The 12,937-nt window shown below is 31.5% G+C and carries 12 protein-coding genes; all 12 read right to left on the minus strand.

Annotated elements, in window-relative coordinates; all coding sequences use genetic code 11:
- Positions 1–802: hypothetical protein (locus LGK97_RS16170; protein ID WP_413228445.1), on the minus strand; the 802-nt coding region annotated here is incomplete at its 3' end.
- Positions 803–1,597: 795 nt separating this feature from the next.
- Positions 1,598–1,825, minus strand: coding sequence for a hypothetical protein (locus tag LGK97_RS16175; RefSeq protein WP_226260786.1), 228 nt, complete (start codon positions 1,823–1,825; stop codon positions 1,598–1,600).
- Positions 1,806–3,107 (minus strand): L-aspartate oxidase, encoded by a 1,302-nt coding sequence (locus tag LGK97_RS16180; RefSeq protein ID WP_226260787.1) that lies wholly within the window; start codon positions 3,105–3,107, stop codon positions 1,806–1,808. Before LGK97_RS16180 ends, LGK97_RS16175 begins: the two co-directional genes overlap by 20 nt.
- Positions 3,108–3,111: 4 nt before the next feature.
- Positions 3,112–4,020 (minus strand): quinolinate synthase NadA, encoded by a 909-nt coding sequence (nadA, locus tag LGK97_RS16185; RefSeq protein ID WP_226260788.1) that lies wholly within the window; start codon positions 4,018–4,020, stop codon positions 3,112–3,114.
- Positions 4,021–4,249: 229 nt separating this feature from the next.
- On the minus strand, positions 4,250–5,947 hold the full coding sequence (locus tag LGK97_RS16190) for an ATP-binding protein (protein WP_226260789.1): 1,698 nt from the start codon (positions 5,945–5,947) through the stop codon (positions 4,250–4,252).
- Between the two features lie 464 nt (positions 5,948–6,411).
- Complete coding sequence (gene def, locus LGK97_RS16195; protein ID WP_226260790.1) at positions 6,412–6,882, minus strand: peptide deformylase; 471 nt, start codon at positions 6,880–6,882, stop codon at positions 6,412–6,414.
- Between the two features lie 217 nt (positions 6,883–7,099).
- Positions 7,100–7,777 carry a V-type ATP synthase subunit D gene (locus tag LGK97_RS16200; RefSeq protein ID WP_226260791.1) on the minus strand — a complete coding sequence of 226 codons (678 nt, stop codon included), beginning with the start codon at positions 7,775–7,777 and terminating at the stop codon, positions 7,100–7,102.
- Between the two features lie 2 nt (positions 7,778–7,779).
- Positions 7,780–9,162: a V-type ATP synthase subunit B gene (locus LGK97_RS16205; RefSeq protein WP_226260792.1), complete on the minus strand. Its 1,383-nt coding sequence runs from the start codon at positions 9,160–9,162 to the stop codon at positions 7,780–7,782.
- A complete protein-coding gene (locus LGK97_RS16210) occupies positions 9,155–10,927 on the minus strand; it encodes a V-type ATP synthase subunit A (RefSeq protein WP_226260793.1) in 1,773 nt (590 codons plus the stop codon). The genes LGK97_RS16205 and LGK97_RS16210 overlap by 8 nt, the downstream gene beginning before the upstream one ends.
- 17 nt (positions 10,928–10,944) lie before the next feature.
- Positions 10,945–11,253, minus strand: a complete 309-nt coding sequence (locus LGK97_RS16215; RefSeq protein ID WP_226260794.1) for a V-type ATP synthase subunit F — start codon at positions 11,251–11,253, stop codon at positions 10,945–10,947.
- Positions 11,246–12,247, minus strand: a complete 1,002-nt coding sequence (locus tag LGK97_RS16220) for a V-type ATP synthase subunit C (RefSeq protein ID WP_226260795.1) — start codon at positions 12,245–12,247, stop codon at positions 11,246–11,248. Before LGK97_RS16220 ends, LGK97_RS16215 begins: the two co-directional genes overlap by 8 nt.
- 66 nt (positions 12,248–12,313) lie before the next feature.
- Positions 12,314–12,913, minus strand: coding sequence for a V-type ATP synthase subunit E (locus LGK97_RS16225; RefSeq protein ID WP_226260796.1), 600 nt, complete (start codon positions 12,911–12,913; stop codon positions 12,314–12,316).
- Positions 12,914–12,937 lie beyond the last annotated feature (24 nt).

Raw genomic sequence — 12,937 nt, forward strand, 5'->3', positions numbered from 1 at the left:
AACTATTAAGATTTTCGCCATAGAATTTGCCACTAGATACTGCAAATAAATATTTATATCCTTTATCTATTCCTATAACATTGTCTTGATTATTATTCTCTTTAGGTTTTACTTTTAAAGGGCAATGAATTTCTATCTTATGCTCTATTATTTTAACTGTTAATGTGCTATTTCTAATATTACTATCAGTTAATCTAACAGGTACCCTTTTTCCTTTCTTTATGCAGGTTATATTTATATGTCCACCTTTATATGAATATAAGCCTGTATCTATTAAAAAAGTAACACCTTTTTTAGAATAAGGTATATTTCTTTTATATTTTCTTGTATATCTTTTAATCAAGTTGTTAAGATATTTATAATTTAACTGCTTATCTTGAAATATCTTAGGAATATTGAAAATTTGATTAGTTAATACTTTATAATAATAATTATCAAACTTTAAAATGTAATTAATATAATGCTTATCTTCATTTGATAAATTATCATTTACTTTTATTTGTTCTCTAACTCTTCTTTTAATATTAGACCATTGAGATTTTATATTTCCCATAGCTTCACTTAAAGCTAACTTCCAGTACCTAGTGGGTAACTTCCATTGCTCTGCAAATTTAGTTTTTACCCATTCATCTCTTATTTTTCTTTCCTTACCTAATAATGGAATACTATTGATTCCACTAAATCTTGAATAAACATAGTTTTTAACATTCTTATATTGATTCGCTATGAATTTTAACTCTTTTAAAGTAACTTCGTCTAATTCACAAGAATATTGTTTAACAGTTTTTATTATAGTATCCATTATCTTCACCTCTTTATATTTTATTATTATCATAATCCACCTATTTTATAGATGCTTTTTTCATGATATAAAATATTTTATTGAGGTTATTTAAATGGCTATAAGCAAAAACAATATAAGTATTAAAACTAGTATCCTAAGAGGGATAAATAAAACCTAAAATCAAAAGCAGAAAGAGAACGACATTCTGTACCTAATTACGTTTACAATTTAATTGCTAAAGATTTAGAAAAATAGTTGATTGTTATAAAACTTTAAAATACGGTTGTCTAAATTATCTAATTTACATTTATACATTATTTTTAGAGTGTTCACATAAATTCGTTAATTCTATGCAGTTCTCTTATGAACTTCTTATACTTTCATATAAGCACAGACTATATCACAATCCTATTTCTCTATTACACAGTAGGCAACTATTGTATAATAGCCATACTAGGATTCTCCCCATTTCCCCACACTTGCAGGTACGAGATTTCTCTCTAGTCGTTGAACTTTACTCTATTCGAGTCTTAGCTGCTGATTACCCATTATTACAACTTTTATAAAGTTATTTAATGTTTAGGATTTAACCTTGCACCATACTAATTATTTTTTCTACTTTCGTCACCATCACGCTTGATTTTGTTTCATATCTACGTTGTGGTTAATTAGTCTTTAGGGACTTCCAGCAATTAAAGGAGTTTTGGCGTTTATACAAACGCACTCTACACTCTTTACGAATGTAGGGAGCTTTATTTGAATAAAATATTCCGTTTGTACATGTTTGTGTACATTCGTATATATTTTATACAACTATTGAGTTGCTCCATCTTGTTTGAAAAACTCTACATTAACCTGTCCAAGTATTTTAAAAACTCTTTCAAATACTGGAAGCCCAGCCATTACCCCCTCTTCTTTAGCTATCAGGTCAACGCTGCAAATACTATCATCACTTATAATAAACTCTGTTGTAATATCATTTTGTGGTACATCTTCTATTATTGCCTCGGCAATAATCTTATCAATAATTAACCAATTCATTTCTAATACCCTCCCTCATCTTCTTAAATTTGCCTATAATCATAGCTTTATTAATTTCACTGTATTCACCAAATATCTCTAAGCTCTTTATAAATTCATAGTTTAAAGTATTACTCATATTAATTGACTTATTTATAAATTCCGAAGCTCTTGTTGAAAAAACCAAGGCTTCTAGTAAAGAATTACTTGCCAATCTATTTGCACCATGTACACCTGTGCAACTAACTTCACCACAAGCAAATAAATTTTCCATGGATGTCCTAGAAAATAGATCAACAGCAATTCCTCCCATGTGAAAATGTTGCACTGGTGTTACCGGTATTTTGTTTTTTGTAATATCTATACCACTTTCTAAACATTGTTTGTATATGTTTGGAAATCTACCTGTAATATACTCTCTATTTTTAAATGATATATCTAAAAATACAAAAGGTTTACTGCTCTTTTTTTCTTCTTCATAAATGGCTTTAGATACTTCATCCCTTGGTAAAAGCTCATCTACAAATCTTTTACCGCATTCATTTAAAAGTTTTGCTCCCTCACCTCTTAGCGACTCTGATATAAGAAATTTCTCACAATTAATCTTATTATCATATAATGCAGTTGGGTGAAATTGCACAGAGTCTAAATCTGAGGTTTTAACATTATGTCTCATAGCAATAGCTATTCCATCACCTGTTAGTCCCCTCCTATTAGTTGAATTTTTAAATAAGCCTCCAATACCACCTGTTGCTAAAATAGTTGCTTTAGAGTATATATTTATTCTTTTTCCACCTTTAATTGCCACTCCGCCATAGCATGTGTTGTCTTTTGTAATTACATCCACTAAAGTAGTGTTCTCCAATATTCTTATGTTCTTTTTACTTTTTAATACTTCAATTAAAGATAAAAAAAGTTCTTTACCAGTTTCATCTTTACTATGCACAATTCTATTTACGCTATGTGCACCTTCCTTTGTATATTGGAAGGCTCCATCTAATGTGTCAAATTTAGTTCCTAAACTTACAATCTTATTTATATTATCTATGGATTCATGTACTAAAGTTTGTACTGCTTCTAATGAATTCTTATATTTTCCAGCTTTTAAAGTGTCTTGAACAAACAATTCAAAATCTTTTTCATCTCTTGCTACAGAAATGCCCCCTTGTGCTAAAAATGTATTACACTGATTAGCAACATCTTTGGTTATTAAAAGTATGTTTAAGTCTTCTCTTAAATTCAATGCAGCATACAGACCCGCTGCTCCAGTTCCAACTATCAGTACATCTACAGCAATATCCATAAAATCACCTTGCCAATTCATGCATTGCATTTAGACATTTTTGTGCTGCTTGTCTTACATCTTCATCCAATGTTATTTCATATTGATTATGAAGAAGGCTATTATAAACATCATCTAAAGTTGTCTTTTTCATGCTATTACATATCATAGCAGTCTTTGGTGTTATAAACTCTTTGTTAGGATTTTTATTTTTAAGTTCATATAGTATACCTTCTTCTGTTACAACCATATATTTCTTGCCAGTATCCTCAGTAGCAAATTTTATTATATCTCCAGTGCTTCCTATAAAGTCAGCTAAACTTCTAATTTCCTTGTTACATTCTGGATGAACCAAAACTTTTACATCTTTATCTTTATTTTTAACTTCTAAAATTTCTTCTGCACTTACAAATTCATGTACGCAACAGAACCCATTCCATAGAATCATATCCTTATTCGGAATCTTTTCATTTATATATTCACCTAGGTTTTTATCTGGTATGAAAATTATTTCCTCATTACCTAAGTTATTAATTATTTTTAGAGCATTTGAAGAAGTACAACACACATCACTTTCAGCCTTAACTTCTGCTGTTGAATTTATATAACATACAACCTTTGCCCTCGGATGATCGTTTTTAAGCTCCCTAACATCCTCACCATTAATCATATCCGCCATTGTACACCCTGCATCTATGTTGGGTAGCAGCACAGTCTTTTCTGGTGAAAGTATTTTTGCACTCTCAGCCATAAACTTCACTCCGCAAAATACTATTATCTGCTCTTTTGACTCCTTTGCCACTTTACTAAGATAATAGGAATCCCCTACAAAATCAGCTATTTCTTGTATATCATCATTTACATAATAATGCGCTAAAATCAAAGCTTTCTTTTCTATTTTCAATTGCTGAATCTTCTCTTTTAATTCTTGCATTTATTAAACACCTCTTTACATATATCTATACACGTGTATATACACCTATATAGATATTATAATAGCATTTACACAATGATATATCAATATATTAAGAAAATAAAAAATTTCCTAGATAAACTCATTTTTCGCTTGAGTTTATCTAGGAAATTAGTTTATTGATTTTAGTACATTTACCTCGCAAGTAGGCAAAAATATCTTTACCTTCTAAAAAGGTTTAACCTTATGTTTAACTTAAATCTACAGTATAAATATCTTTTTTCCCTACAACAATAACCAATATTTTCTTTAATCCTTCATCTTCCATCTCTTCCTTAACCATTTTGCTATGGTAATACATTTGAAGTTGTTTTAATCCTTGCTCTTTTACCTTTTCAAAAGTATTTCTGTCACTTTCTTTTATATATTTTAATTCTATAATCCATTGAAATTTTGTTATATTTTTAAGTTGAATTTTTCTTTTTAGCATTAGGTCTACATATCCTTTGCTGGTTTCATCTTCGCTTTTTATAAAATACGTATTATCTACACCCAGCAGAGTAAGAAGCATCATTTTTATGTTTTTTTCATCCATTTGTATAAGGTCTCTATTAGATAAATCTTCTAATAAATCTTTTACAATATTCATTAAAGGTTCAATATCACCATTCATCCTCATTTCATTTACTGCAATTCTAATTGCCTGAGTTTCAATATTATAATTTTCATTTATATTTTGAAAATGCTGTTCCCAATAAATAGTCCTTATAACATAGTTAGGTATCTTTAATACAGTTCCAAGAGGTCCTTGCTCTTTTATAGTAAGCATCCCAAGATAAAATAGTAGGGATTTAAAATTTTCTTTTTGGCTATACATAGTATGAATATTAAATCTATCCACAAGAACCGTTGAAGTTTCACCAGTAGACATTATTTCATCTAAAGCTTCTCTATCATTGAAATTATAGGCTAACTGATTAACTTTGCCATAGTCTGTTTTCACATTATTATCTATCATTTCTTTTGGATACTCATTATATGCTAAATAGCCATCAAGAAAATATAATGCCATATCAGGATTGAAAACAGATTCACTGTTCTCATTAAATTTATATCCGTTATAATACTCCGTCATATCTTTGCTTATCTTTTTTCTAAGATCGCAATCAGTAAGTTCCACCTCATCCATAATAGTAGAAAGTTCTTCCTTAGTAAACCCAAGCATAGCATTGACCTTTCTATCTAACGTGTAGTTCCTTGTTATGTTAAACCCACTGGTTAAATCATCTAGCATTATAGGGCTTACTCCAGTCATAAATATCCTTGTAAAATTATCTGCCGTAGCATCTTTTAATGCCTTATAAAAAACTTTAACAAAGCCTTCACCGTGAAGTATCCCATTATACGTATTATGTCTCCCTCCTGTGATTAATTCGTTTGCAAAGTTATCGTATTCGTCTATGAGAACAAAAACCTGTTTTTCTATCTTACTTGCCAAAAGAGATATATATTGTACCGCTATTTCTGCACTTCTTATGTTTTTTGAAATAATCTTTTCTTCTAATAAATTTGAATAATGATTTATAAATTTTTCTACAGATATAATAACCTTTTCGTTAAAACTCCTTCTTAACTCTTCTTCTCCATTTCCAGCATCTACTCCTGCAAAACTTATTTTCCAAACAAGATATTTATTTTTCTCTTCAGTTGGGTTCTTGCCTATATATAAATCTCCAAATAACTCTTCAAATTTATTCTCTTTATTTATGTCATAATAATTCTCAAGCATTGATATAAATAAACTTTTACCAAATCTTCTAGGTCTTATAAAAAATTGATAGGGTGAATATTTGTCTAGTATATCTATATAAGATGTTTTATCAACATAAAGATATTCTTTTTCTCTTAAAACTTCAAAATTAGAAATGCCATAAGGTATTCTCTTCATATAAGCTCACTCCTTCATTCTTCTTATTTAATTTTACCATTTCTATGTGAAATAATATACCTAGTAAGAAAACTTTAACAACATTTTGGAAGCTTCAAGTCTGCCATCTTCTATAAGTGGCAGTTGCCTAGCCCAGAAAAATTACTTTGGTGGCAGTCTAAATCTGCTTCCAAAGTTGTTAATATTGCAGCACCGCAGGTGATGATTTAATTATTATGTTGAAAGTCGTATTATAAATACTATTCCATCTTTTATAAGAGGGTCTGGAACTGTAAAAAGAGATGAAGTCTATCAATCATAATCTGATCGAAAACCTCACCTCTTTATCTTTCTATATTTTTTATTTCACTACATTTTTTTCTCGCATTATGAAGTTTTTCTTATGTTATGCTAACAAAAGTATATGTTGCTATGAAAGCATTCCAGCAACATATACTTTTAGTTAAAGCATAATATAAGAAAAACTATTCCTCTTCTTGTTTAAACATTTCCTCAGCTCTAGACATATATAGTATTCCATCTAAATGGTCTATTTCGTGGCAAAAGGCCCTTGCAAGTAACCCTGTAGCGTTATGAGTTACTTTCTTACCTTTATAATTAAGCCCTTCAACAGTAACGCTGGTAGGTCTAACTACTTCACCTTCATATCCTAAATAGCTTAAGCAACCTTCAATATCTTTTTCTTCCCCTGACTTAGCCGTTATTATAGGATTTATAACTATTATTGGTTCTTCATCCTCTTCACCTAAGTCAATTAAAATAACTCTTTTTAAAACACCTATTTGTGGAGCAGCGAGACCTATGCCGTTCCCTTCATAAAGTGTATCCATCATATCATCAATTAAGTCTAATATTTTTCCGTCTATCTTTTGAACCTTTTCGCAAACTGTAGTAAGACGTTTGTCTCCATATTGTAAAATTTCTCTAACTGCCATGTCAATTCTCCTTTTCTTTATATTCACACATAAAAACAAACAACAATATAGCATAATAGCATCATTGATTTGTTATATATACCCATGTACTTTAATTGCTTTCCGTAGCAATAAATTTTTGTTTCTTATCCTTTATATTTTATTATAAATAGTTATATACATCAACTAAAACTTTCACAAAAAAATTAAGGTGTCATAAAAACACCTTAATTTCATACTATTGCTCAGCTAATTGTCTCTGCTTATCTGCAAGTTCTTGAGTTTTTTCCATCATATCTTTAACCTTCATAAGTCTAGTTAAAGCTCCTCTTTCATTTTCACCAAGCTTCATTTTTATATACTTTATAGTTTGGTTAAGTTGAGGTATTGTCATATATTCAAGAGCATTAACTGTTCTTCTAGTTTTTTCAATCTCATCTGCCATAAGCTGACATGACTTTTCTACTTCCGCAAGTTCTAAAAGTTCTGGCAAAATTGTATATAGCTTTTCTATTGCCAAATCAAGTTCTCCTGAAGTACTAGCAAATCCATAAGGATATATACTGCCAGGATCATCTTCCAATTTTCTTTTGAACTTCATTACCGGAACATTAACACTCATAAGATTTTTTGTTTCTACTTCTACCGAAATACTTTCTTTGGGATAAGCAATGGCTTCCTCAAGAAATTCTGAAGACATTAATGCACTTGCCATAACAAAGTCCTTAAAAGAGTTTTGTAATTCTTCTTCAACGCTCTTTCTAAGCTCATTGTTATGTTTTATAAGATCAATAAATCTTCTCATAAGTTCATCTTGCTTATCTTTTAATAATTTATGTCCTCTAGTAGCTGTACCTAACCTTTTTTTAAGTTTAGTAAGCTCCATTCTAGTTGGATTAACATTTAACCTTGCCATGTTTATTCACCCTCTTTAACAGGTAAATACTTTTCAAGATATTCATCTCTAATTCTCTTAAGTTCAGTTCTTGGTAGTATAGATAGAAGCTCCCATCCTAAATTTATTGTTTCTTCAATGGTTCTATTAGTTCCAAACCCTTGAGATACATACTGCTTTTCAAAAGCATCTGCAAATTTTGCATAGGCTTTATCAGCATCAGATAAGGCTGATTCTCCTAAAATAACTGCAAGTTCTTTTGCTTGTTTACCTTGTGCATAAGCAGCAAACAATTGGTTCATTGTATCAGCATGGTCTTCTCGTGTTTTGCCCTTGCCTATACCTTTATCTTTAAGTCTTGATAGTGAAGGTAGAACATCTACTGGAGGCATAATGCCTTTTTTATAAAGTTCTCTACTTAAAATAATCTGTCCTTCAGTTATATATCCTGTTAAGTCAGGAATAGGATGAGTTATATCATCTTCTGGCATTGTAAGCATTGGTATTTGAGTTATTGAACCTTCAAGGCCTTTGATTCTACCAGCTCTTTCATATAATGTAGAAAGGTCAGTATAAAGATATCCTGGATATCCACGTCTACCTGGAACTTCTTTTCTTGCAGCTGAAACTTCACGTAGAGCCTCACAGTAATTTGTAATGTCAGTCATTATTACAAGTACGTGCATTCCACGCTCATATGCAAGATATTCAGCAGTAGTTAGAGCCATTCTAGGTGTAGCTATTCTCTCAATTGCTGGGTCATTTGCAAGATTCATAAATAATACAGTTCTGTCTATTGCACCAGTACTTGTAAAATCATCTACGAAGAATTGTGCTTCCTCAAATGTTATCCCTATGGCTGCAAATACAACAACAAACTTTGAATCCGAATTTAACACCTTCGCTTGTCTTGCAATTTGAGCTGCAAGCTCTGCATGTGGAAGACCTGATCCAGAGAAAACTGGTAGTTTTTGTCCTCTAACTAAGGTATTAAGTCCATCTATAGCAGAAATACCTGTTTGAATAAACTCAGATGGATAGTCTCTTGCTACGGGATTTAATGGTTCTCCATTTATGTCTAATCTCTTATCAGGTATAATTTTAGGTCCACCATCTTTAGGTCTTCCAAGTCCGTCAAAGACTCTTCCAAGCATATCCTCTGAAACTCCAAGTTCCAGTGGTCTTCCTAAAAACTTAGCCTTACTACCTTTTAAATTAATTCCTGCGGAACTTTCAAATAACTGAACCATCGCTTTATCTTCGCTTATTTCAAGTACTTTTCCACGTCGAATCTCTCCATTTTGTAGTTCTATTTCTACTAGTTCATCATAACTTACACCTTGAACTTTTTCTACAACCATAAGGGGTCCTACAACTTCTGCTACGGTTCTATATTCTCTAATCATTAGTAACCCCTCCTTCTGTTATTAATTTTTCTACTTCACTAGATAAAGCTGTAAATATATCATCAATCTTTGACATTTCAGTTTCTGCAATATATTTTGATCTTGCTATTTTATCTCTTACTTCCATATTTAATATCTTATTTAAATAAACTCCTGCTGCTAATCCTTTTTCTGCTTCAACTTGGAATGTTAAAACTAACTTTAACATTTTGTGTTGTTTTTCTAATGATGAATAAGTATCCACCTCATGGAAAGCATTTTGTTGAAGATAATCTTCTCTAATTGACTTAGCAACTTCTAATTTTAATCTATCTTTTTCAGAAAGAGCATCTATACCTACAAGTCTTACTATTTCATCAAGTTTTGCTTCTTCTTGAAGAATTATCATAGCTTTATTTCTAAGATCAGTCCAGTCACTTGCAACGCTATCATCCATCCACTTACCTATCTTATCTAAATATAGTGAGTAAGAATCTAGCCAATTTATTGCCGGGAAATGTCTTCTATACGCAAGTTGAGCATCTAGTCCCCAGAATACTTTAACTATTCTTAGCGTACCCTGTGTAACTGGCTCTGACAAATCTCCACCTGGAGGTGATACTGCACCAATAACTGTAAGTGCTCCTACTCTTTCAGAGTCTCCAAGACAAACTACCTTTCCAGCTCTTTCATAAAAATCAGCTATACGTGATCCAAGATATGCTGGATACCCCTCATCACCTGGCATCTCTTCAAGTCTTCCGGACATTTCACGTAGTGCTTCTGCCCATCTTGAAGTAGAGTCTGCCATTACCGCTACTGAGAATCCCATATCTCTATAAAATTCTGCAATAGTTATACCTGTGTAAACAGAAGCTTCTCTAGCTGCAACTGGCATATTAGATGTGTTTGCGATTAAAACAGTTCTTTTCATTAAAGATTCACCTGTTTTTGGGTCTTTAAGTTCTGGGAACTCATTCAAAACGTCTGTCATTTCGTTTCCACGTTCACCACAACCTATGTAAACAACTATTTCTGCATCTCCCCATTTTGCGAATTGATGCTGAACTACAGTTTTTCCACTTCCGAAAGGACCTGGAACGCATGCTGTACCACCCTTTGTTACTGGGAAAAAAGTATCTATTACTCTTTGACCTGTAACTAATGGCTCTATTGGATTTAATTTTGCTGCATAAGGTCTTCCACGTCTTACAGGCCATTTTTGCATTAATGTAATCTGCTTAATTCCTGATTCCGTTTGCACCTCTGCTACAACTTCCTCTACAGTAAACTCTCCTGCAGTTATAGAAGTTATAGTTCCTGAAATTCCATTTGGTATCATTATTGTTTGAGTTATAACGCTAGTTTCCTTTACGCTACCTATTGCTGACCCTGAAGAAACCACATCTCCAACAGAAGCTGTAGGAACAAAATCCCATTTACGTGTTCTATCTAAAGGAGTAACATTTACACCTTTAGTTAAGAAGTTACCAGCAATAGCTCTTATTGCATCAAGAGGTCTTTGAATTCCATCAAACATTGATTCCATAAGTCCTGGTCCAAGTTCCACACTTAGTGGTTCTCCAGTAGATTCTACAGGGTCTCCTGGTTTTAGACCTGATGTTTCCTCATATACTTGAATGGAGGCTCTATCTCCTCTCATTTCGATAATTTCGCCAATAAGACCTTTTTCGCCAACCTTAACTACGTCATATATATTAGCTTCATCCATGTCTTTTGCAACAACCAACGGACCCGAAACTTTTACAATTTTACCGATTTTCAAGATATCTCCCTACCTTTCTATAAAATATTTACGCCCACTGCCTTTTCCACATTATCTCTAATTCTTTGCATACCTATATTTAGTGAGCCTTGATTACTTGGTATTAATATAATGGCAGGAAGCATCTGTCTATTATATCTTTTTATAGTTTCATCTAGATGCTGAGCTATCTGCTCTGTAACAAATATAACTGCATAATTATTTAATGCCATTTTATCTATAACTTTTCTAGCTTCTTCAACTTCAATAACTGGATACACGTCAATCCCAAGAGCCTTAAAAGCAAGTATTGAATCTTTATCTCCAACTACTCCTACTTTATGCATAAACCTCACGCACCCTTTCTCTTATAACTGCCGTATCAACTTTATTTAGTTTTCCAACCATAATTATTCTTATTACTTTAATTTCTGTTTCCTTAGCTGCAATATAAGCAAATACTGGCTCTGGTCCAAAAGTTATATACTTAGCACCTTTCAGATTATTCATAATGTAATCTTCCGAAAGCTTTTCAAAAGCTGAAAGTTTACCTGTTTTCAAATACTCCTCTAGTCCTAGCTTTATAACTTCTCCATATTTAAGTGAAGAAAATTTAGTTGCTAAATTTTCAATAGGTTCTTCAAATGATCTTACTAAAATATCCTTAGATATCTCACCACCATCTAAAATTACTTCTTTTAAAAATTTAACATCTTTTTCTTGTTTCTTTAATCTAACAATTGATTTTATATTAGAAAAATCTATGTTCATTTTAATATAATCAATCATGAAATCAATTTTTGTTTCTTTTGCTCTAGCAAGCATATCTATATACATATATTTATCTAAAATAATATCTATCTTTTGAGGGTCTTTAAGTTCATGATAGACTTTTTCTGCTTCAAGTATAGCCTCCATCATATTAGGCTGTAGTTCCTTATATTCCATATTAGCCATGTAACTTGTTAATTTCTCTATTTCCACTGTACCCACGGGAATTAGCATATGAGAAAAATCCTTATCTAAAATCCGCGCCTTTAGCATTACTTTGATATTATGATAATCATATTTCAAACTCATAATATCTACTATAACAGGGTCTGGAGAAACTTTGTACATAAAGGAATATACCCTATTTAACTCCTCTTTAAGTAATATATTGTAGTCCTCTGGTCTTTTTACATTAACCATTAAGCTTGCATATTCAGTTTCCTGCAAAATCTTAATCACATCTTCTGGCGAGGTACTATCAATCATTCTCTCAATCTTTAATTTGTTAAGGAGTCTTTTTTCTAATACTCTTAGCCTAGCCACAGCTTGTGTAAAATTCATTTCATCCATATATGGCTATCCTCCTTGTTTTGCTCTTAAGTAGATAACAATTTATAATTGTTATCTACTCTAGATTTAATTAAATAACTGCTGAACAATGTCTGCCTCAAGTTCATCTCTTAAGGAATTAACTAGATTTTCAAAAGTATTGTTAATCTCTATGCCATTCTTAATTACTATAAATCCACTATTTATGTTTCGCGGATCAGAACTTAACTTCATTTCACCTATTTTACCTGAAAGATTAAGTGCTGAATTTATTTCTGATAAATACTCATCACTAAAAATATTTCTAAGTTTTGTAGGAAGTATTAACTCTTCATTTCCCGCTATTGGCATTGACAAAAGATATGTTTTTATAAGCTCTATGTATTGTTTATCGTTTATTTCTAAAAGATTTTCTAGAGCGCCCTTAAATACTTTGTCAATGATCCCCTGCATAGCTATTAATTTTTCATTTCTCACAGTTAATATAGTACTTGATATAATTCTTTGCTTTTCAGTAACAGCTTCAATTTTAGCTTTTTCAAGCATCTGAAGCTCTAATACCTTTGCGCTTTTTACTTTATTTTCTATCATTGATGTTCCATTATCATTAGCTTCCTTTAATATAGCCTTCGCTTTAATGTTAGCGTCCTCTACTATTTTAGAAGATAAGTTGCTTAAATTTGACATATATACACATCCTCTAACTTCTTA

Source organism: Clostridium sp. CS001 (assembly GCF_020443565.1).
GTDB lineage: Bacteria > Bacillota > Clostridia > Clostridiales > Clostridiaceae > Clostridium_AD.